A 20,529-nucleotide genomic window follows, 5' to 3' on the forward strand; every position below is an offset into this window, starting at 1 on the left:
CCCCCCCCCCCCCCCCCCCCCCCCCCGGCCGAAACCAGACCATGGCCCCCGCAGCCCGAGTTCCTGCGGGGGCCATCACCCTGTGAAGCCAGACCCGGACGCCGCACCGGGACCTCCCCGCCGGACCCCGGCCGTCGTCCACGGGCCGGAGGAGCCGTGAGCCGGCGGGACCACCGGTCCACCGCCCGGCGCAACCGTACGATGCCCCACAGGCGTCGCACAGTTCGGCCGGGCGAGGGGTCCGGCGGACGGCGGGACGAGGGGGTACGCGAGGCATGGCTGGGGCCAGGCGTGAGACGTCCGTCGAGGTCGGGGGGTACCGGCTCGTCGTCCGGCTCGGGGCGGGCGGCATGGGCCAGGTGCACCTCGCGCGCTCCGCGTCCGGTCGCCCCGTCGCCGTGAAGACCGTGCACCCGCACCTCGCCGCCGAGCCCGAGTTCCGCGAGCGGTTCCGCCGCGAGACGGCCGCCGCCCGCGCCGTCACCGGCCCGTACACCGCCGCCGTACTCGACGCCGACCCGGACGCCGCACAACCCTGGCTCGCCACCGAGTTCTGCGCCGGACCCGTCCTCACCGGCGCCGTGTCCGCGCACGGCCCCCTCACCGCCGCCGATCTCGCCGCGCTCGGCGCCTCCCTGGCCGAAGCCCTCACCGCCGTGCACGCGGCGGGTCTCGTCCACCGCGACCTCAAGCCGTCCAACGTCGTCGTCACCCGCGACGGCCCCAAAGTCCTCGACTTCGGCATCGCCAAGAGCGCCGCCGACGACAGTCTCACCGCCACCGACGAGGCCATCGGCTCCCCCGGCTTCATCGCCCCGGAACAGCTCGCGCGCGGCGCCGACGACGCCCGCCCCGGGCCGCCCGCCGACGTGTTCGCCCTCGGCGCTCTCCTCGCCCTCGCGGTCACGGGCCGCGCCCCCTTCGGCGCGGATGGCGCGGCCCGCGTCCTGTACCGCACCCTCCACGAGGCCCCCGACCTCGACGGCGTCCCGGACCCCGACCTGCGCGCCTTCCTGGCCCGCTGCCTCACCCGCGACCCGGCCGACCGGCCGACGGTCCGGCAGGTCCTGGACTGGTGCGCGGGGAGGGCGGAGGGGACGCCGTGGTGGGAGCGGGGTGCCGCGGCCGAGCTGATACGGCGTCATGAGGACGATGTGGCTCGGGTGTTGGGGAGTGGAGAGGAGGGTGGGGCGGTGGCGCCCGGGGCTTCACCGATGCTCGGGACGGCGGTGTCCGAGGCGCCATCGGTTCCCGGGACGGGGGCGCCTGAGACTCCGGTTCTCGGAACGGGGGCAACTGAGGCTTCCGCGCTCGGGACGGCGGCCCCTGAGGCGCCGCCGTCCCGAGCGCCGCGGTCGCCCAACCGGCAGCCGACCGACCGGCAGCCGACCGACACCCCCGGCCCCACCGACACCCCTCCCCCCGCCGACCACCGCCCCTCCCGCCGCCGTCTCCTCCTCTGGGGCGGCGGCGCCCTGGCCGCCGCCGCGGGCGTCACCGGTACGGCCATCGCCCTCCAGGACGGCGGCGGAGGCGGGAGCGAGAAGGACGCGGGCTCGCCGAAGCGGCCGTCGGACACGACGGCCCGGGGGCGGGTCCTGTGGAGCCGGGACGTGAGCGAACTCCGTTCCCACAGCAGCCTGGTGCGCCGGGGAGACGATCTCTACCTGGTCGCCGCCGACTCCCTCACCTGCCTGGAGGCCCGCTCCAACACCGAGCGCTGGGTGTACCCCGCGGAGCAGTTGCAGAGCGTGGACCGCCACCGCGACACGGTCTACGTCCTCCGCGACGACCTCTTCGAACCCGAGATGCACGCGCTGAACGCCACCACCGGCCGCAAGGTGTGGACGTCCCCCTTCCCCCGCCTCAACCCGAAGCGCCGCGCCCAGGGCCTGCCCGCCTTCGACGGCGACAACAGCGGGCTGGAGGGCAGCCAGGGGAGGTTCCTGCTGGCCGGGGACGTGCTGTGCTTCCTGACGTACGCCCCGTACGACACCATGTGGGCGCGGCGCGCCGCCTGGGGGCGGCGCTGGCGGGCATACGGGTTCGACGCGCGGACGCGCGAGGCCCTGTGGTTCCACGAGGGCGCCGCCGCCGGGGTGATCGGCGTGGACGAGGCGGGCGGGCGGATCGCCGTGGCCGCGTCCGCGAACCCGGGGACGGCGGGCTCGGACGACTACGCGCGGCGGGACCCGCTGGTCGTCCTGCGCGCGGCGGACGGCAAGGTGGAGCGGACGGTACGCGACGGGGCGCGGCACCCCCGCGCGCACCCGGGCGCGAAGGGCACGGCCTGCTACCCGAGCCGCACCGCGATCCGCGCCGTCGACCTCGCCACGGGCCGCGTCCGCTGGACCCGCCGCCTGGACTCGCCGACGGCCGTCACCGCGGTGCCGACGCGCGGCATGCTGCTCGCCGCGACGTCCGAGGGCATCAGCGGGTACGCGGCCACGTCCGGCGGCAAGCCCCGGTGGACCCGCGCCGACGTCGAGGAACTCACCGCCGCCGACGGCTCGTTGCTGACGTCCGACGGCCATGTGTACGTCGTGGGCCCCGAGCCGGGCACGACCGGCGAGCCCGACTGGGGCCTGCACGCCCTGGACGTCCGCACCGGCCGCACGGCCTGGGCGGCCCGCGCCACCGGCCTCACCTCGGTGAAGGCGGCCGCCGCGGCGCCGGACGTGATCCACCTGTACGCGGAGGGAACGGTCGTGGCGATAGCACCCCCGGAGCACTCATGAGACCCGCGCCCGGCCGCCCCGGGCACCAGAGCGGCTCCGCCCCCTCCGCTGACCCCAGCCGCCCCGGCCGCCCCACCCGACCGAACGGCACCCCCCTATGACCTCCCCCCTCCTCGCCGAGGACCCCAGAACCCTGGGCGGGCACCGGCTCCTGTCCCGGCTCGGGGCGGGCGGCATGGGGCAGGTGTACCTGGCCCGGAGCCCGGGCGGGCGACTGCTCGCCGTGAAGACGGTCCACGAACACCTCGCCGCCGACGCGAAGTTCAGGGAGCGTTTCCGTCGGGAGGCCACCGCCGCGCGGGCCGTCACCGGGGCCCATACGGCCGCCGTGGTGGACGCCGACCCCGACGCCGAGGTGCCGTGGCTCGCCACCGCCTACCTGCCGGGGGTCACCCTGCGCCAGGCCGTCGCCGCCACCGGCCCCCTGACCGCCGATGTCACCCGGGCGCTCGCCGCCGCCCTCGCCGAGGCCCTCGCCAGCATCCACGCCGCGGGCATCGTGCACCGCGACCTGAAGCCGTCCAACGTCCTGATCACCGCGGACGGCCCCCGCGTCATCGACTTCGGCATCGCCCGCGCGACCGGCGACCACGCCCACGGGCCGCTGACCGCCACCGGGTCGATGCTCGGTACGCCCGGCTACATGGCCCCCGAGCAGATCCTCGGCGGCCCCACCGGACCCGCCACCGACGTGTTCGCCCTCGGCGCGGTCCTCGCCTTCGCGGCGACCGGCGCGGGGCCGTTCGGCGCCGGGCCGGTCGCCGTCCTCCTCTACCGCGCGGCGCATGAGGACCCGGACCTCGCCCGTGTCCCGGCGGACGAGGGGCTGCGTGAGTTGATCGCGTCCTGCCTCCGGCGGGACCCGACCGGACGCCCCGGCGTCGGCGCCGTACTCCGTAGGACCTCCAGGTCCGACAGTCCCCTCTGGTGGTGCGACGAACCGCTTCGCGCCCTCATCGCCGGGGCCGTTCCACCGGACGGCGAGCAGGAGTGGGCGGGCGGGGCCGTCGCCCTGGGTGTGGGGCCCACCCGGGCGGGAGCCGCCGACACGTCCCCGCGGCCCTCGGCGCACTCCGCCCCGGCCGAGCCCGCCGAGGCCCCGCCACGGACCACGTCCACCACAACGACGGCCGCGGCCCCCGCAGCGGCCCCGGCCGCCCGGACCACGCCGACCCGCTCCCACCGCCACCGCACCCTCGCCCGCCGCTCCGCCCTCGCCCTCGGCGGCGGCGGGCTCCTCGCCCTGATGGGGTGGGCCATCAGCACCGCGCCGCCCGGCGACCGGCGGCAGGACCGGAGTGACGAGGGATCGCTGAGCCTGCGCAAGGGACGGAGCACCCCGGGGGCGACCCGGTGGACGCTGGCCCTGGACGACGCGCTCGGCGACAGCCTCGACGGGCTGCTGCTCGCGGGCGGCACCGTGTTCGTGCGCGGGCCGGAACGCGGCACCTCGCTGGGTGGTGCGACGGTCCACGCGGTCCGTGCGGCCGACGGCGTCGAGCGGTGGCGGCGGGACGGCGGTACGCGGTCCGCGTCCGCGCTGTGGGGCGTGAGCAACGGGCTCCTGATCGCGCCGGACGTGCTCGCGGAGGTCGTGGACGTAACGACGGGAAAGCCGTGGCCGGTGCGGGACGCCTGGCCGTCGTCGGGGACCACGCGGTGGTTCGCGGTGGCGGGCGAACGCCTTGTGACGCTGCACGTGACCGGCTCGTCGAAGGACCCGGAGCTGCGGCTGCGCACCCTGCCCGGCGGCACCGCGCCCGGCCGCCGCAAGGACGTGCCCGACTGGCTGCCCCCGGCGGTCTCCGGGTCGTCGCTGCTGCTCGCGCCGGAGCCCGCGGCGCTGGTGGAGGGGGCGTCCTGCGTGGACGCGCGCACGGGCGCCGCGCTCTGGACGTACCGGCACCTCACGGACGACGACCGGGCGGTGGCCGCGCCCGTGACGCTCCCGCGGAAGGGCTCGCGCGGCCCGCGCTTCGCGCTCCTGACGGAGGAGTCCGACCTGCATCTGATCGACGCAGGGGACGGCAGGCGGCTGGCGCGGCGGCGCCTCGGCCTGGCGGCGGGCCGGGGTACGACGGCCGTGGGGCAGGCCGCCGGGGTGGGCCTGGTGCTCGGCGGTGGCCGGCTCGTCGGCTTCGACCCACGGGACGGCGGGGAGTTGTGGGACCACGCCTCGGCGGGGCTCGACGCGAGCTGGCCGCGCCGGGCGGGCGGCGTGCGCGGACCGGTGACCGCCGACGGCGTGCTCGTGCACTGGACGGACACCAACACCCTTCAGGGCGTCGACGTCCGCGACGGCCGCAAGCCGCTGTGGACGGCGTCGTTCGACGCGACCGGCCAGCGCCCGCCCGCCATCGGCGGCGACACCGTCTACGTCACGGCGGGCCGCGAGGTCCGCGCCCTCGGCCTGCGCGACGGCGAGCGGCGGGCGCGGTGGCGCCTCGACGGCACGGCCACCGCGCTCACGGCCGACGGCGACGGCTGGTACGCGCTCGTCGGCGGGACCTCCGCGCGGGCCGTCAACGCGCCCGCACGGTGAGCGAGTTGGAGGCAGGCGGACGTCAGGGGCGCTGGCGGCGCCACGGCCCCCTGATCGCCAGCATGATGCCCGGCGTCTGGATGTTGGCGTACAGCGTCCGGCCGTCGGGCGAGAAGGTGACGCCCGTGAACTCGCTGTAGGACGGCTTCTCGGGGGTGCCCGCGTTCAGTTCGTTGCGGGCGATGGGGTACGTGCGCCCGCGCTCCGTCGCGCCGAACAGGTGCTGGACGCCGTCGCCGTCCTCGGCGATGACGAGTCCGCCGTAGGGCGAGACGGTGATGTTGTCCGGGCCGTCGTACGCGCCGTCCTCACCCGGGTCGGTATTCACGCCCAGCAGCACCTTCAGGGTCAGCGTGCGGCGGCCCGGGTGGTAGAACCACACCTGCCCGTCGTGCTGTTCGGGGCTCTCGGCACGGGCGTACGAGGAGACGATGTACGTGCCGCCGTCACCCCACCACATGCCTTCGAGCTTGCGGGCGCGGGTGACAGCGCCGGTGTCGAACTGCTCGCGCACCGGGACCGTACGGGCGTCGCGGTCCTCGACCTCCACCCAGTCGACGCCGTACACGGTGCCGATGCGGGTGGCGCGGGCGAGGTCGTCGACGAAGCGGCCGCCGGAGTCGTAGCACTTGAGGGCCTTGAGGACACCGGCGTCGTCGGCCAGGGTGCGCAGCTTGCCGCGGCCGTGCCGGAACCCGTGCGGCGGGGTCCAGCGGTAGAGGAGGCCGTTGGGGCTCGCGGCGTCCTCGGTGAGGTAGAGGTGGCCGCGCCTGGGGTCGACGACGACCGCCTCGTGGGCGTAGCGGCCGAGGGCCTTGACGGGCTTGGGGTCGCGGTTGGCCCGCCGGTCGTAGGGGTCGACTTCGAAGACGTAGCCGTGGTCCTTGGTCATGCCGTTCTGACCGGCCCGGTCCTCGGTCTCCTCGCAGGTGAGCCAGGTGCCCCAAGGGGTGGAGCCGCCCGCGCAGTTGGTGGCCGTGCCCGCGACGCCGACCCACTCGGCGACCTCGCCGCCGCGGCGGACCTCGACGACGGTGCAGCCACCGGCCGCGGCCGGGTCGTAGACGAGCCCGTCGGTGAGCGGCACCGGGAACTTCGCCTTGGTGCGGGGGCCGCCCAGCTCGTGGTTGTTGACGAGCAGGGTCACCCCGCGCGGGCCCTCGAAGGCGGCGGTGCCGTCGTGGTGGGAGGGCGTGAACTCGCCGGTGTCCAGCTTCGTCCTGCCGCTGTGCGTGATGACGCGGTACGAGAATCCGGCGGGGAGGGCGAGCAGGCCCTCGGGGTCGGGCAGGAGCGGGCCGTAGCCGGGAGCGCCGTGCCCGTGCCCGTGGCCGTCGTACGCGTCGAGGCCGTCGGGGGCGTCCGCCCCGGCCACCTCCGGGTCCTGTGCGGCGAGCGCGCCGGGCGCGGTGGCGAGCGCGCCGACGCTGCCTGCGAGGGCGACGCCCGCCCCGGTGATCGCTGATCGTCTGGCGAAGTCCCTGCGGGTGAGCGACGGCATGGTTTCTCCTGAGGGCGCGTGCGACCGGGCCTGCTGTCGGCGACAGATTCCCGCTCACGCATAAACGGCGGTTGAACGAGGGCCGACTTCCGCGGTGGTTTTCCGGATGCTCGCATTCGGCCCTTCCGCCCGACGGCGCGTCGCGCCTGCGCGCCCGAGCCCGCCGGGCCGCACGTGGAGCGGCGTACATTGCGCGCGCGTTACTGGTCGGAAGAGACTTCGTATTTCCGGAAGAATCTTCGTAAACAAGGTCAACAGGAGCGGACCATCAGTAAAGGCAAGATTTCGCGCAGAACGCCTTGACCGCCGGTGGCCCCGGCAATAGACACCCAGGTACGCATCCCGCAGGAACACCTGCGGAACCGCATCACCCACGCGGGGAGGCGAGCCGGAGTGGACGCACACCAGGCCCGCACCCTCCATGAGAGCCGGCTGATGAGGCTGGCCAATGTCACCGGAGTAGGCACCGGCAGGGACGAACACTCGGGCGCGGACGTGATCGTCGTCTTCGTCACGCATCGGGTGCCCCGTGACCGGCTCCGGGACGAAGACGTGGTTCCGGACGTACTCGACGGCGTGCCCGTGCGCGTCCTTGCCATCGGCGACGTCGGCGCACAGGGCGACGCCTGAGACGTCTGCCGGAACCCGGGACTTCACCACAAGGGGAAGAGGTGGTCTGGCGTGAGCCAGCCCGAATTGATGCGAGGACCCACCGGCGGCACGCTCAGCGACAGTTCCCGCCAGCAGGCGATGACCGACTTCATGCGGCGCGAACAGCCGCTCGCGAACGTGGTCGGCTTCGGCCACGGCGTGAAGTGGAGCGACGGCCGGCCCACCGGCGAGCCCGCCGTGCTCGTGTTCGTCACCCAGAAGGTGCCCGAATCACTGCTCCCCGAACGGGATGTGATTCCACGCCAGATGGACGACGGCACCCCCACGGACATCCTGGCCGTCGGCCACGTGGCCGCGCAGCGCCAGCAGCGCAGGTCCGTGCGCGGCGAGGACCGCTCCTCGCTGACGTACGACGCCGACGGCTCGGTCAGCGAACAGCTCGCCGGTCTGTCCCAGCCCCGGCTCGAAGAACTCGGCGGGCTCGGCGCGTTCGAGCCGCAGCTGCTCAAGCGCCGGATGCGGCCGAGCCCCTCGGGCTTCTCGGTCGGCAACGTCCGCGTGACCGCGGGCACCCTCGGCAGCGTGGTGTACGACTTCCTGCCCGGCGCGTCCGTCGACCCGCCCGGCCCCGGACTCGGCGTGCCCGCGAAGTTCTACATCCTCTCCAACAACCACGTGCTCGCCGACTCCAACCGGGCCCAGCTGGGCAGCGCCATCGTGCAGCCCGGTGTGTTCGACGGCGGCCAGGACCCCGTCGACCGGATCGCGACACTGGACCGCTTCATCACCATCCAGTTCGCCCCGCAGATCCCGCTGGAGCGGCACAACAACGTCGTCGACGCGGCGCTCGGCACCGTCGACTTCCAGGACGCGACCCGCGAGCAGTACTTCAGCGGGGCGCCGCGCGCCTGGCGGCGCAAGGCCAACGTGGCCGTCGGCGACCTCGTCAAGAAGTCCGGCCGCACGACGAACATCAGCTTCGGCCGGATCGTCTCCGTCGACGCCACCATCGACGTCAACTACGGCACCGCGGGCACCGCCCGCTTCAAGGACCAGATCCTCACCACCAACATCTCCGCCGGTGGCGACTCCGGTTCCCTGGTGACCTCGCTCGACAACGTGGCGCTCGGCCTGCTCTTCGCGGGCTCCTCGACCGTCACCGTCGTCAACCACATCGAGAACGTCCGCGCGCTGCTGCGCGTCGAGATCGCCGAGCAGCTGGCCTGACGCACGACTTCCCGGAGGGAGGGTTCCATGACCACACAGGCACGCAAGCAGAAGGGCCAGGCCCGCGCGGAGCACCGTTTCCACAATCCGCAGGGGGCCGAGGTCAAGACGCGTGACGAGGCGTTCGCCACGCAGATGGACGTCTCGGCGGAGGCCATCTCCACCGTCTGCAAGCTCACGCTCCACAACGGCCAGGTCACGTTCGGCATCGAGGTGAAGTACAACCCCAACACCTACCCGCACGTCGTGACCGGCGGCCAGATCACCTCCGGCATCTGCGGTGCCCCGTGGGACATCACCGGCGGCTTCGTCGGCGACACCATCCGCCTCGACGCCAAGCGCGCCGGGCAGGGGTCCTGCGCCACCAGGATCACCATCGTCGGCGAGTACCAGAACCCGCCGGCGTACCGGGGCACGTACGGCTTCGACGGCGCCACATCGTCGTTCAAGCACACGACGCGCTACGAGTGCTGAGCCCTCGGGCCGGGCCGGGGAGCCGCCCATCGCGGCCTCCGGCCCGGCTCGTCCTCAATCGCCGGACGGGCTGGAAGATGTCAGCCCGTCCGGCGATTGAGGACGAGGCGCGGAGCGCCGATCGGCGGAGGCTGTCCCACCCGCACGGGACGTCTGCCCAAGGCCCTAGGCCTGCTGGGAGCGGGCCTTGAAGGCGGCCTTGCGGGCCTCCTTCGCGACGCGCTTGTCGGGGTGGAGGCGCCCCATCGCCTCCAGGACGTCCGCGGTGGCGGGGTGCTCGACCCGCCACGCGGCGGCGAAGAACCCGCTGTGCTGCGCGGCCAGCCCCTCGACGAGCGCCTGCAGCTCCTCGGAGTTGCCCTCGGCGGCGAGCTGCGCGGCGATCGTGTCGATGGTGAGCCAGAAGACCATGCCCTCGGACGGCGGCGGCACGTCGGTGGCGCCGTGCTCGGCGAGCCACACCCGGGCGAGCCCGCCCAGCTCCGCGTCGTCGAGCACCTCCCGCAGCGCGGGCTCGGCCTCGTCCCCGACGAGGGACAGCGCCTGCTGACAGCGGAGCCGCCGCAGCGGTGCCCCCTCGTCGCCCCCGCGCGCGGCGGCCAGCAACTCCCGCGCGGCACCGAGCGATTCACGCCGGGCCAGCCACTGCTCGATCTCGGCCTGCGCGGCCCCCTGCGGGAACCCGGCGGTGCCGTCGAGGAGCGTGTCGGCGCCCTTGTCGGCGAGGTCGCCGACGGCGGGCGCGTCGAGCCCGGCCTCCAGCATCCGCGCCCGGATGCCGTAGAGGCCGAGCGGCGTCAGCCGGACCATGCCGTACCGCGTGACGTCCTCGTCGTCGCCGGGCGGCATCGGCTCCTCGCTGTCGATGTCGGCCATCAGGGCCTCGTCGACGGGCTGGTACTCGACGAGCCCGATCGGCTCCAGCATCCGGAACTGGTCGTCGAGCCGCATCATCGCGTCCGACACCTGCTCCAGGATGTCGTCGGTGGGCTCGCCCATGTCGTCGGGCACGATCATCGACGCGGCGAGCGCGGGCAGCGGGACCGCGCCGTCCGCGGTGCCCTCGCCGACGGTCAGCAGGTACAGGTTGCCGAGGACGCCCTCCAGGAAGTCGGCCTCGCCCTGCGGGTCCCACCCGAGCGCCTCGAAGTCGATCTCACCGCCGTCCTCGATGGCGTCGACGAGGTCGTCCAGGTCGGGCACCGTCGCGTCGGCGAACACGGTCTCCAGGGCGGCGAGCCAGATGCCGAGGATGTCCTGCGGCGCCCCGGAGGTGAGCAGCCCCAGCTCCTCGCCCGGGGTGACGGTCCCGTCGGCCTCGTCGTCCGCGCCGGCGGCAGTACCCTCGGCGGCCTCAGGAGCCTCAGCATCCTCAGCGGCCTCGTGGATCTCGACGAGCCCGGTGTCGACGGCGACCCGCCACGCCTCGCTGGCGTACGCGGCCGCGTCCCCCTCGTCCGTCCCGTCCGCACCGTCGGTGAGCCCGAGCTCCGCCGCCGCGGCCGGCAGCTGCTCGTCGACGAGCTCGCCGCCCGCGCCGACCCGCGTGTCCGGGCCCGCCCAGCGGGCGAGCCGCGCGGCGCGGCCGAGCAGGGGCGTGGCGAGCGCGTCCCGCGCGAGCTCCGCTTCGGAGTGCAGCAGCACCGGCGGCAGGGTGGCGGGGCTTTGGGACATCGACTGGTTCTCCTGACGGGCGTACGGGTCTGCTGCGCGGAGCAGGTCTGCTGCAGGACGCACGGCTGCGTGCAGCGCGGGTCTGCTGCGTGAAGCCTAGACGGATTTGACCGTTTGCCGCCCGCCGGTCGGCCGCACCGGCCCCACCCCTTTCGTCACCGGTCGGCCGCACCGCTCCCGACGGCCGCGCGGACCGCCCCGCCCGACTTGCCCCACCTCACCCGCACTCCACCCGCCTTCATCCCTCCGTCAGCGGACGTACAGATCCCGCACACCCGGAGAACCTTGACAACTCCCCCGCCCGCACAAGAGATTGACGCGCGTAGAGCGCCACTCCCCCGGGCCGACACGCCGCGCGCGCCTGTTTCTGCCGTTTCTACCGTTTCTGCCGTCCCCGTCAGCACCCTCACTCCGGAGCCCCGATGCCCCACATACCGAGATCCGCCGCCGTCAGCGCCCTCGTCGCCACCGCCCTCGCGGCCGGGCTGCTCGTGACCACCGCCTCCACCGCGTCCGCCGACCAGGTCCGGGTGCACGACATCCAGGGCACGACGCGTCTTTCGCCGCTGGCGGGGCAGCAGGTCAGCGAGGTGCCGGGCATCGTCACGGGCGTGCGCGGCTACGGCTCGAAGGGCTTCTGGATCCAGGACCCGCGGGCGGACGACGACCGCGCGACCAGCGAGGGCGTGTTCGTCTACACCTCCTCGACGCCGACGGTGAAGCCGGGTGACGCGGTCCGCGTCTCCGGCACGGTCACGGAGTACGTGCCCGGCGGCGCCACCTCCGGCAACCAGTCGCTGACCCAGATCACCAAGCCGACGGTGACCGTCGAGTCCGCCGGCAACGCCCTGCCCGCCCCGGTGACCGTCGGCGCGAAGTCCGTGCCCGCCGCGTACGCCCCCAAGGGCGACCCGGCCGCGGGCAGCAGCGTCAACGGGCTGCCCCTGAAGCCCCGTTCGTACGCCCTGGACCTGTACGAGTCCCTGGAGGGCATGAACGTACGCGTCGGCTCCGCACGCGTCGTCGGCGCGACGGACCCGTACAACGAGCTCTGGGTGACCGTGAAGCCGCACGAGAGCGCCACCCGGCGCGGGGGCGCGCTGTACGGCTCGTACGGTTCGCAGAACACCGGCAGGCTGCAGATCCAGCAGCTCGCGCCGGTCTCCGAGCAGCCGTTCCCGAAGGCGGACGTCGGCGACCGGCTGACCGGCGTGACGGAGGGGCCGCTGGACTTCAACCAGTTCGGCGGCTACACGCTGACCGCCCGGACGCTGGGCAAGGTCGTGCCGCAGGGCAAGGGCGGCGCGGGCCTGCAGCGGGAGAGGACCCGGCCGCAGGGCAAGGGCGAACTGGCCGTGGCCACGTACAACGTCGAGAACCTCGACCCGGGCGACCCGCAGTCGAAGTTCGACGCGCTGGCCTCCGGCGTGGTCACGAACCTGGCCGCGCCCGACATCGTCGCCCTGGAGGAGATCCAGGACGACAACGGCGCGAAGAACGACGGCACGGTGACCGCCGCGGGGACCCTGAAGAAGTTCACGGACGCGATCGTCGCCGCGGGCGGGCCGCGCTACGAGTGGCGGTCGGTCGACCCCGAGAACAACAAGGACGGCGGCGAGCCCGGCGGCAACATCCGCCAGGTGTTCCTCTTCAACCCCGAGCGCGTGTCGTTCACCGACCGCGCCGCCGGTGACGCGACGACCCCGACGGGCGTCGTCCGCGTCGGCGAGCGGGCCGCGCTCACGCACTCGCCCGGCCGGATCGCCCCGGCGGACGCGGCGTGGACCAACAGCCGCAAGCCGCTCGCCGGTGAGTTCACCTTCCGGGGCGAGCCGGTGATCGTCATCGCGAACCACTTCGCCTCCAAGGGCGGCGACGAGTCGCTGACCTCGCACCACCAGCCGCCGGTGCGTTCCTCGGAGACACAGCGGGTGAAGCAGGCCGAGGCCGTGAACTCCTTCGTCCGGGAGATCCGGGGCACGCAGAAGGACGCGGACGTGCTCGTGGTCGGCGACATCAACGACTTCCAGTTCTCCGCGACGACCAAGGCCCTGGAGAAGGGCGGCGCGCTGCGGCCCGGCATCACGTCGCTGCCCCGCTCCGAGCGCTACTCGTACGTCTTCCAGGGCAACTCCCAGGTCCTCGACCAGATCCTGGTGAGCCCCGGCGTGGGCCGGTTCCACTACGACAGCGTGCATGTGAACGCCGAGTTCGCGGAGCAGAACAGCGACCACGACCCGCAGGTGGTGCGCTTCCGGCCGTAGGCGGCAAGGCAGGGGGCGGGCGGGTCCGGGATGCGTGCGGCCCCCGGACCCGCCCGCCCGCGCCCGCCCACAAGCGCGCGGCCGTGCGGCCGTGCGGCCCCGTCAGCCGTACAAGCGCGTCAGCCAGTCCCGCCACGCGGGCTCGGCCCGCTTGGCGTCCGCGTGCTGCGCGAAGTCGTGGACGGTGACGCCGACGCGGCGGCCGAAGTGGTTGCGGCCGAAGAAGCGGTACAGCGCGTCGTCGGTGCGCAGACCGATGAAGTACGGCGTCCGGAAGTCCAGTACGGCGTCCAGCTCGGTGCCGGCCGCGCTCAGCCGGAAGCGGGCGCCCTCCGAGGCGTCGGTGGGCAGGCCGAGTTCGCGCGCGAGCCGGGTGAAGGCGCCCCGGGCCGTGGCGGCGGCGGGGGCGTCGAGGTGGGTGAAGGTGACCGGGCGGCCCGCGAAGTACGTCAAGTACTCGCGCAGGGTGTGCAGATAGAAGTCGGTGTGCTTGCTCGCGGCGTCGTACTGGAGGTCCCAGTCCTGAGTGAATATCCCGCTGTGCGCGTGCCGCACCCAGGCGCGGCGGCCGCCGTCGCAGGGCTCGATCAGGTGCTCCAGCTGGATGGTGCTGCGCTCCGCGAAGAGCGCGGCCGGGCCGTCGGAGCGGACCGAGAGGCGCCGCGGCGGGTCCCAGACCGTGACGACGGCGCCGTGCGGCGCGGCGCCGCCCACGCGCGGCTCGTACTCCATCGGCCACAGCCAGCCGCCGGTGCCGGTGACCGTGGTGAACGCGTCCCACACCTGCCGGGGCGGGGAGCCGACCTCGAACTCCCGGACGATCTCGAACTCCCGAACGCCGACACCACTGCCGCCACTGCCGCCGACGCCACTGCTGTCACCCTCGCCCCTGCCGCTCCCCCGGCCCCTGCCCCTGCCCCTGCGGCTGTCCTTGGTCATGGCGACTCCTCGGGTCGAGCGGGACGGCCGCGGCCGCCGGGCCCCGGTCCCGCTCACGTCCTCCATGACCCCACGGACGGCCCGCCGGGTAAAGCCCCCGAGCACGACTTCCCGGACGTGCCCGCCGGAACGCGGCACAGCCGCCCGTACCCGACTACTCGGGCACGACCCCGAACTCCCGCCGCCAGCGCCGCACCGCCCCCGCGTCGAGCGTCCCGGGGAAGTCACGCACCCGGCGCCATTCCTCGGAGACCGTGCCGATGCCGTCACCGGGCCCCTTGAGCGCCGACTCGTGCGCCTCCGCGCTCTCCCACTCCGCGTAGTTGACGACCTGGGTGCCGTCGATGCTCAGGTGGAAGTGCGCCGAGAGCAGGCCGGGGACGGGTTCGGGCAGGGTGCCGATGGCCGTGAGGACCGTGTCCACCCACGCCCGCTGCCGGTCGGCGTCGGGTCCCTCGAAGTCGACGTGCACGGTCACGAACGCCTCGGGCACGGAGTCCCCGGAGCCCGGCGCGACGCTGCGGTACCGCCGGGACTTCGTCAGGCCGAGGCGTTCGATGCCGGGCACGGCGGCGTCGATCTCGTCGTTGCGCGCGTCCCGGCCCTGTGCGAAGAATTCCTGGTGGGCCTCCTCGTCCCGCCACTGCGTGTGGTGCATCAAGGTCGCGCCGTCCGCACCGGCGTACACGTGGTAGCCCAGCAGGCCCGCGTGCGGCCAGGGACGGCTCTCCCAGGCGCGGGCGATGGCGGCCACGGCCGCCTGCTGCCGCTCGGGGGTGCCGACGTGCCAGGTGCTGAAGAAGGTGAGACCGATGTCGGCGCGGGTCGGGTCGGGGTGGGCGGGGGCGCGGCGGGTCATGGGGATCTCCACGGTCATCAGGGCGTACGAGGCCGTGGTGCGGCCGGGTACGCGCGGGTCGGTGACTGTGTACGCGGTGTTCGTGCGGCGCGTACGCCCCCTACGCTCCAACGTGAAGTTCGGTTGAGGTCAAGCGCGTTCGGGTTCGGGCAGGGTGACCGCGTCGAGGCCGGGCCGCTTCGCCCGGTGCGCGCCGCCCGCGCCCCCGCCGCGCCACACCCGCCGCACCCGGCGCCGCGCCCAGGGCCCCATCGCCCCGACGAGCCAGCGCACTTCCTGCGCGGCGCCGCCGAGCGCCGACACCGGGGCGAGCGGCGGCAGCGGGCGCGCCCAGTCCTCGTGGCCGGTCAGGCCGAGCAGGTCGGCGACACCGGCGGCGATGCGGGCGTGGCCGACGGGGCTCGCGTGCGTGCGGTCGCGGCTCCACAACCGCGGGTCGGCGGTGATCCGCTGCGGGAACAGGTCGAGGACCACGACGCCGTGCCGGTCGGCCGCGGCGCGGATGCGGGCGTTGAGTTCCATGACGCGCGGCTGGGCCCGGCGGGCCAGCGGGGCGATGCGGCCGATGTCGGGGAAGGTCACGGTCACCACGCGGGCGCCCGCCGAGGTGAGTTCGGCGAACATCTCCTCGACGGCGCGGGCGGTGCGGGCCGCGTCGTAGCCGGGCCGGACCAGGTCGCCGACGCCCGCCACGACGGTCGCGAGGTCGGGCTTGAGCGCCAGGGCCGGGGCCAGTTGCTCGTCCCTGACCTGCTCCGCCAGGCGGCCGCGGACGGCCAGGTTGGCGTACGCGAAGTCGGAGTTGCCGACGGCGAGGATCTCCGCGAGGCGGTCGGCCCAGCCGCGGTAGCCGTGCCGTTCGTCGCCGTCGCCGATCCCCTCGGTCTGGCTGTCTCCGACGGCGACGTAACGCTCGTACGGATGCGTGGTCATGGCCCGAGCGTCCTGCGCCCGCCCGGGCCCGTCAACGAGGCCTCGACGGCACGTGCCACACTCCTGCACGACCCGCCACAGGCGTGCTCCCGCGCCCCGGCCCACCAGGCACGGAAGGCGTCCACCGGCGGACCCGGCCGCGTGCGCGGGTCTCAAACCTCGTAGCGCTGCTGCGCATTACCTCGTAGTAGAATTAAGTGGAGCTTCACGACCGGCCCGCCGAGACTACCCTTATGACGGCACCCTCCACGCCCGCCGCGGCCCCGTTCGCGCACGCCCCCTTCGGCCGCGCCCTGTGCGCCATGATCACGCCCTTCACCGCGTCCGGCGCCCTCGACCTCGACGGCGCGCAGGTCCTCGCCGAGCGGCTGGTCGCGGACGGCTGCGAGGGCCTGGTCCTGTCCGGCACCACGGGCGAGTCCCCGACCACGTCCGACGCCGAGAAGAGCGCGCTCGTGCGGGCCGTCCGGGAGGCGGTCGGCGAGCGGGCCACGCTGGTCGCGGGCGTCGGCAGCAACGACACCGCGCACACCGGCGAACTGGCCCTGGAGGCCGAGAAGGCGGGCGCGGACGGCCTGCTCGTGGTCACGCCGTACTACAGCAAGCCGCCGCAGGAGGCGATCGAGGCGCACTTCCGCGCGGTCGCGGACGTGTCGGACCTGCCGGTGATCCTGTACGACATCCCGGGCCGCACCGGCACGCGTATCGAACCGGACACGATGCTGCGGCTCGCGGAGCACCCGCGGATCGTGGCGGTGAAGGACTGCGCGTACGACATGCTCGGCTCCGCCAAGGTGATGGCGGGCTCGGACCTCGCGTACTACACGGGCTGCGACGAGTTCGTGCTGCCGCTGTACGCGCTCGGCGGAGCGGGCTTCATCAGCACGGTCGCGAACGTGGCGCCGCGCAGCCTGCGGGCGATCGTGGACGCGTTCGACGCGGGCGACACGGCGCGCGCGACGCGCGGGCAGCTGCGGCTCACCGAACTGATCGAGCTGATGATGGCCTCGGGGCTACCCGGCGCGGTCACGGCGAAGGCCCTGCTCAACGCACTCGGCCTGCCCGCGGGGCCGGTCCGGGCGCCGCTGCTGCCCGCCGACCGGGGCGCGGTCGACGGGCTGCTGGCGGCGTACGAGGCGCTGGGTGGCGCGCTGCCCGCGGGGGCGGTTCAGCGGGCCGTGAGCATCGGGGTCCAGACCCGCTCGTAGCCCTTGGGCGCCGTGCGGACCGCCGTCAGCGGCACCGTCTTCTTGCTGCCGACGGTGACGAGGACGAGCCGGTTGCGGTGCTCGTCCTTGCCGGTGCAGCGGGCCGGGTCGCAGGCGAGCGCGACGAGCCGCTTGTTGTCGGCCCAGGCGAGCTGTTCGCCGCTGGGCACCCGGGCGACCTGCTCGCCGGTGCGCGGGTCGCGGATCGCGGAGCCGTTGGGGCCGCCGTCGTCCGCGAGGTACGTGCCGTCGGGCGAGAGTCCGGCCTTCGGCCAGCCCGCGTGCTTCTCGGCAGCGGGCGCGGACGTCGGCCCGCCGTTCAGGGTGTACCAGTCGCGGTAGCTCTTGCGGCCCTGGCGCGCGTACTGCTGGACGTAGAGCCGGGTGCCGTCGTGGTTGAAGTGCACGTCCTGGCGCGAGACGCCGGGGAACATTCCGTGCTTGTCCGGCGTGGGCTGGGGCACGTCGCGGAAGGGGCCGACGTGGCCGGATCCGGCCTCGATCAGGAGATATCCGGTGCGGCTGCCGTGGTGCTTCGGCCAGCTCACGGAGCCGTTGCCGGGCACGGCGACCTTCCGGTCCGGGTTCTTGCGGTACGCGGTCGCCACCAGCCGCCTGCCGTCCGGCGACCACTCGACGGCCGCGACGCGGTGGCCCGGCGTGATCCAGCGCGTCACCTTGCCCGTCCGCAGGTCGAGCATCCCGATGCGGCGTGCGGGCAGTTCGCCTTCCAGGACGGCGGCTGTCCGCATCCCGGGAGCGACGGCGATCCAGGCCCACTTGGCGTCGGCCTTCTCGTACTTCCGGGTCTCGGGGTTCAGCAGGAAGTAGGAGCGGACGAGGAGTTCGTCGCCGTTGCCCTGCGGGACGTCGCGGCTGACGGAGTATCCGGCCATGCCGACGTTCCCGGCCGCGACGAAGTCCCGGGGCACGGACTGGTCGGGGTGCGCGATCACGTCGTCGGCGCGGGGGCCGCTCGCCGGGTGCGCGTCCTTGTCCCCGTCCCCGATGTCGAGCGCGGTCACGCCCACCGCGACGGCGGCGACCGTGCCGAGCGCGGCGCCCGCGAGGGTCCGCGCGCGCCGGCGGCGCCTGCCGGCGAGGACCCGGCCCACCAGGTCCCCGCGCGGTCCGCCCTGCTCGGCGGCCTGTTCCTGGAGCGCCTCGCGCACCAGCTGGTCAACGTTCACGGACGTACCTCCACGGGCGAGATGTCACTGGACGGCGCGGCCTCGGCGACGGCCGGGCCGAGCACGGCCAGTTCGGGGGCGAGGGAGCGGAGCCGGGCGAGGGAGCGGTGCGTGGTGCTGCGGACGGTGCCGACGGAGCACCCGAGGATCCGGGCGACGTCGGCCTCCGGCAGGTCCTCGAAGTACCTGAGGACCAGCACGGAGCGCTGGCGCGGGGTGAGCCGGGCGAGTGCCGCCCGCATCACCACCCGCAGTTCGGCTCCGGCCGCCGTGTCGGCGCCGGCGCGCTCGGGCGGCTCGGCCACGGCGACCTCGCGCCGCGGCCACTTCAGGCGCCAGCGGTTGACCTGCTGCCGGTAGAGGATCCGCCGGACGTACGCCTCCGGGTCGTCGATGCGGTTCCACCGGCCCGCGGCCTTGACCAGCGCGTTCTGCAGCAGGTCCTCCGCCGCGTGCCGGTCGCCGCCGGTCAGCAGGACGGCGGTCCTCAGCAGCGCGGCCGACCGGCTCTCCACGAACTCCCGGAAGCGGTCCTGACTTTCGGCATCCATCGTCACCTTCTCGTCTCCGGCGGCCCTGCTGCCCCCTCTGCTGTGGATGACGTGCGTGGACCCGCGCCGCTATGCCTGTGGCGCGGCGCGGGTCCGGAGAAACGCGTGGTGACCGGGAGGGTCAGTGGTCGAGCGGGTTCTTGGGGAAGCCCTTCGCCTTGGTCCACTTCAGCCGGTCGGAGTGGTACTTGAACGTGACCTGCTTGCCGTTCTTCGTGATGTCGGCCTTGGCCCAGCCGTCGAAGCCCTTGGTGAGGTGGCGGTCCCACTTGGTCAGACGGCCGGTGGCGACGGCGGCGAGGGACTCCTGCGGGGGCTCGCCGTCGGCGCAGTACGTCGCCCAGTCGGCGATCGCCGCGACGGTACCGGCGCGGTGCTTGAGCGTGATGCCCTGGCAGGCGTCGGTCTTGGTGCGGTAGACGGCCTTGGGCTTGGACCAGCCGCGCGCCTTGGGGCTGTAGTCCTGGACGTACAGGCCCTTCTTCTCCAGGTAGTGCATGGCCACCCGGCGCCCGTCCGGGAGCTTGATCTGCGACTCGAAGGGGGTCTTGGAGCCGCTCCAGTGGATGTCGGAGTGCTGGAGCTTGTAGGTGTGGCCACCCGTCTTCGCCGCGCGCGGCTCCGCGTCACCGCTCCGCGCGACGCTCTGCCCGCAGGCGACGAGCACCGCGACGGCCACCGTGCCCGCGACCGTCGACCCGACCGCTGTCTTTCGCATCCAGTCCTCCCCTGGTTCAACTGTTGTGTGCCCGCGCAGCATACGCACGCGAAGCGCCCTCCCGGCGGGCCGGGAGGGCGCTTCGGTGGTTCGGGGGGCTCAGTTGTGGCTGTGCAGTACGTCGTTCAGGCCGCCCCAGACCGCGTTGTTCGGGCGGGCCTCGACGGCGCCGGTGACCGAGTTGCGGCGGAAGAGGATGTTCGAGGCGCCGGACAGGTCGCGGGCCTTGACGATCTCACCGTCGGGCATCGTGACACGGGTACCGGCCGTGACGTACAGACCGGCCTCGACGACGCACTCGTCGCCGAGCGCGATGCCCACTCCGGCCTCGGCGCCGACGAGGCAGCGCTCGCCGATGACGATGCGGACGTTGCCGCCGCCGGACAGGGTGCCCATCGTGGAGGCGCCGCCGCCGATGTCCGAGCCGTCGCCGACCACGACACCCGCGGAGATCCGGCCCTCCACCATGGACGTGCCGAGCGTGCCCGCGTTGAAGTTCACGAAGCCCTCGTGCATCACGGTGGTGCCCGCGGCGAGGTGCGCGCCGAGCCGCACCCGGTCGGCGTCGCCGATGCGGACGCCCTTGGGGGCGACGTAGTCCGTCATGCGCGGGAACTTGTCGACCGAGGTCACCGCCAGGTGCAGGCCCTCGGCGCGGGCGTTCAGGCGGACCTTCTCCAGGTCGTCGACGGCCACCGGGCCGAGCGAGGTCCAGGCGACGTTGGCGAGCAGCCCGAACATGCCGTCCAGGTTCTGGCCGTGCGGCCTGACCAGGCGGTGGCTGAGCAGGTGCAGGCGCAGGTACACGTCGTGCGCGTCCAGCGGCTTGTCGTCCAGGGACGCGATGACCGTGCGGACGGCGACGACCTCCACACCACGGCGGGCGTCGGGCCCGATCGCCTTCGCGGCGCCCTCGCCGAGGAGTTCCACGGCGCGCTCGGCGGAGAGCCGCTCGCTACCGGCCGGGCCGGGCTCGGCGACGAGCTCGGGGGCGGGGAACCAGGTGTCGAGGACGGTGCCGTCGGCGGCGAGGGTGGCGAGCCCGGCGGCAACGGCACCGGTCGTACGGGAGGTGTCAACAGAAGGCGTATCGGTCATG

At 74.1% G+C, this 20,529-nt stretch carries 16 protein-coding genes; 7 read left to right on the plus strand and 9 right to left on the minus strand.

What is annotated here, in order from left to right:
- Positions 1 to 275 precede the first annotated feature (275 nt).
- Both IE274_RS17005 and IE274_RS17010 read left to right on the plus strand, forming a co-directional pair.
- Complete coding sequence (locus IE274_RS17005; RefSeq protein ID WP_190116631.1) at positions 276 to 2,738, plus strand: protein kinase domain-containing protein; 2,463 nt, start codon at positions 276 to 278, stop codon at positions 2,736 to 2,738.
- 97 nt (positions 2,739 to 2,835) lie between these two features.
- Positions 2,836 to 5,280 carry a serine/threonine-protein kinase gene (locus tag IE274_RS17010; protein ID WP_190116632.1) on the plus strand — a complete coding sequence of 815 codons (2,445 nt, stop codon included), beginning with the start codon at positions 2,836 to 2,838 and terminating at the stop codon, positions 5,278 to 5,280.
- A gap of 22 nt (positions 5,281 to 5,302) precedes the next feature.
- On the opposite strand, the gene IE274_RS17015 is transcribed toward IE274_RS17010, so the two are convergent.
- Positions 5,303 to 6,781 carry an alkaline phosphatase PhoX gene (locus IE274_RS17015; RefSeq protein WP_190116633.1) on the minus strand — a complete coding sequence of 493 codons (1,479 nt, stop codon included), beginning with the start codon at positions 6,779 to 6,781 and terminating at the stop codon, positions 5,303 to 5,305.
- 435 nt (positions 6,782 to 7,216) lie between these two features.
- Here IE274_RS17015 and IE274_RS17020 point away from each other — a divergent pair, with 435 nt between their 5' ends.
- The 3 genes from IE274_RS17020 to IE274_RS17030 are packed head-to-tail and all read left to right on the plus strand — an operon-like array spanning position 7,217 to position 9,094.
- On the plus strand, positions 7,217 to 7,411 hold the full coding sequence (locus IE274_RS17020; RefSeq protein ID WP_051811011.1) for a hypothetical protein: 195 nt from the start codon (positions 7,217 to 7,219) through the stop codon (positions 7,409 to 7,411).
- Between the two features lie 51 nt (positions 7,412 to 7,462).
- A complete protein-coding gene (locus IE274_RS17025) occupies positions 7,463 to 8,620 on the plus strand; it encodes a chymotrypsin family serine protease (protein ID WP_229909604.1) in 1,158 nt (385 codons plus the stop codon).
- Between the two features lie 27 nt (positions 8,621 to 8,647).
- Positions 8,648 to 9,094 (plus strand): hypothetical protein, encoded by a 447-nt coding sequence (locus IE274_RS17030; protein WP_190116634.1) that lies wholly within the window; start codon positions 8,648 to 8,650, stop codon positions 9,092 to 9,094.
- Between the two features lie 165 nt (positions 9,095 to 9,259).
- Here IE274_RS17030 and IE274_RS17035 read toward each other — a convergent pair whose 3' ends face one another.
- Positions 9,260 to 10,768, minus strand: a complete 1,509-nt coding sequence (locus tag IE274_RS17035) for a hypothetical protein (protein WP_190116635.1) — start codon at positions 10,766 to 10,768, stop codon at positions 9,260 to 9,262.
- Between the two features lie 422 nt (positions 10,769 to 11,190).
- On the opposite strand from IE274_RS17035, the gene IE274_RS17040 reads away from it, so the two are divergent.
- Positions 11,191 to 13,032 (plus strand): DUF8508 domain-containing protein, encoded by a 1,842-nt coding sequence (locus IE274_RS17040; protein ID WP_190116636.1) that lies wholly within the window; start codon positions 11,191 to 11,193, stop codon positions 13,030 to 13,032.
- Positions 13,033 to 13,134: 102 nt separating this feature from the next.
- Here the strand turns inward: IE274_RS17040 and IE274_RS17045 are convergent, their stop codons facing one another.
- The 3 genes from IE274_RS17045 to IE274_RS17055 form a co-directional block, all read right to left on the minus strand.
- Positions 13,135 to 13,971: an SRPBCC family protein gene (locus IE274_RS17045; RefSeq protein WP_229909605.1), complete on the minus strand. Its 837-nt coding sequence runs from the start codon at positions 13,969 to 13,971 to the stop codon at positions 13,135 to 13,137.
- A gap of 154 nt (positions 13,972 to 14,125) precedes the next feature.
- Positions 14,126 to 14,830 (minus strand): antibiotic biosynthesis monooxygenase, encoded by a 705-nt coding sequence (locus tag IE274_RS17050; protein ID WP_190117034.1) that lies wholly within the window; start codon positions 14,828 to 14,830, stop codon positions 14,126 to 14,128.
- A 129-nt stretch (positions 14,831 to 14,959) separates the two neighbouring features.
- Positions 14,960 to 15,763, minus strand: a complete 804-nt coding sequence (locus IE274_RS17055; RefSeq protein WP_190116637.1) for an SGNH/GDSL hydrolase family protein — start codon at positions 15,761 to 15,763, stop codon at positions 14,960 to 14,962.
- A gap of 233 nt (positions 15,764 to 15,996) precedes the next feature.
- Here IE274_RS17055 and dapA point away from each other — a divergent pair, with 233 nt between their 5' ends.
- A complete protein-coding gene (gene dapA / locus IE274_RS17060; protein WP_190116638.1) occupies positions 15,997 to 16,971 on the plus strand; it encodes a 4-hydroxy-tetrahydrodipicolinate synthase in 975 nt (324 codons plus the stop codon).
- On the opposite strand, the gene IE274_RS17065 is transcribed toward dapA, so the two are convergent.
- The 4 genes from IE274_RS17065 to dapD all read right to left on the minus strand — a co-directional run bounded on the left by IE274_RS17065 (position 16,932) and on the right by dapD (position 20,528).
- On the minus strand, positions 16,932 to 18,161 hold the full coding sequence (locus tag IE274_RS17065; RefSeq protein ID WP_190116639.1) for a WD40 repeat domain-containing protein: 1,230 nt from the start codon (positions 18,159 to 18,161) through the stop codon (positions 16,932 to 16,934). The two genes, dapA and IE274_RS17065, sit on opposite strands and share 40 nt — an antisense overlap.
- Complete coding sequence (locus IE274_RS17070) at positions 18,158 to 18,712, minus strand: SigE family RNA polymerase sigma factor (protein ID WP_190116640.1); 555 nt, start codon at positions 18,710 to 18,712, stop codon at positions 18,158 to 18,160. Before IE274_RS17070 ends, IE274_RS17065 begins: the two co-directional genes overlap by 4 nt.
- 121 nt (positions 18,713 to 18,833) lie before the next feature.
- Complete coding sequence (locus tag IE274_RS17075) at positions 18,834 to 19,430, minus strand: hypothetical protein (RefSeq protein ID WP_229909606.1); 597 nt, start codon at positions 19,428 to 19,430, stop codon at positions 18,834 to 18,836.
- Between the two features lie 99 nt (positions 19,431 to 19,529).
- Entirely contained in the window at positions 19,530 to 20,528 is a 999-nt protein-coding gene (gene dapD, locus IE274_RS17080) for a 2,3,4,5-tetrahydropyridine-2,6-dicarboxylate N-succinyltransferase (RefSeq protein WP_190116641.1), read from the minus strand.
- Position 20,529: the final 1 nt, after the last annotated feature.

Source organism: Streptomyces flavofungini, assembly GCF_014650815.1.
GTDB classification, from domain to species: Bacteria; Actinomycetota; Actinomycetes; order Streptomycetales; family Streptomycetaceae; genus Streptomyces; species Streptomyces flavofungini.

Coding starts and splice junctions, on each gene's coding strand:
- IE274_RS17005 (WP_190116631.1), top strand. CDS start 276: ATGGCTGGGGCCAGGCGTGAGACGTCCGTCGAGGTCGGGGGGTACCGG.
- IE274_RS17010 (WP_190116632.1), top strand. CDS start 2,836: ATGACCTCCCCCCTCCTCGCCGAGGACCCCAGAACCCTGGGCGGGCAC.
- IE274_RS17015 (WP_190116633.1), bottom strand. CDS start 6,781: ATGCCGTCGCTCACCCGCAGGGACTTCGCCAGACGATCAGCGATCACC.
- IE274_RS17020 (WP_051811011.1), top strand. CDS start 7,217: ATGAGGCTGGCCAATGTCACCGGAGTAGGCACCGGCAGGGACGAACAC.
- IE274_RS17030 (WP_190116634.1), top strand. CDS start 8,648: ATGACCACACAGGCACGCAAGCAGAAGGGCCAGGCCCGCGCGGAGCAC.
- IE274_RS17035 (WP_190116635.1), bottom strand. CDS start 10,768: ATGTCCCAAAGCCCCGCCACCCTGCCGCCGGTGCTGCTGCACTCCGAA.
- IE274_RS17040 (WP_190116636.1), top strand. CDS start 11,191: ATGCCCCACATACCGAGATCCGCCGCCGTCAGCGCCCTCGTCGCCACC.
- IE274_RS17045 (WP_229909605.1), bottom strand. CDS start 13,971: ATGACCAAGGACAGCCGCAGGGGCAGGGGCAGGGGCCGGGGGAGCGGC.
- IE274_RS17050 (WP_190117034.1), bottom strand. CDS start 14,830: ATGACCCGCCGCGCCCCCGCCCACCCCGACCCGACCCGCGCCGACATC.
- IE274_RS17055 (WP_190116637.1), bottom strand. CDS start 15,763: ATGACCACGCATCCGTACGAGCGTTACGTCGCCGTCGGAGACAGCCAG.
- dapA (WP_190116638.1), top strand. CDS start 15,997: ATGACGGCACCCTCCACGCCCGCCGCGGCCCCGTTCGCGCACGCCCCC.
- IE274_RS17070 (WP_190116640.1), bottom strand. CDS start 18,712: ATGGATGCCGAAAGTCAGGACCGCTTCCGGGAGTTCGTGGAGAGCCGG.
- IE274_RS17075 (WP_229909606.1), bottom strand. CDS start 19,430: ATGCGAAAGACAGCGGTCGGGTCGACGGTCGCGGGCACGGTGGCCGTC.
- dapD (WP_190116641.1), bottom strand. CDS start 20,528: ATGACCGATACGCCTTCTGTTGACACCTCCCGTACGACCGGTGCCGTT.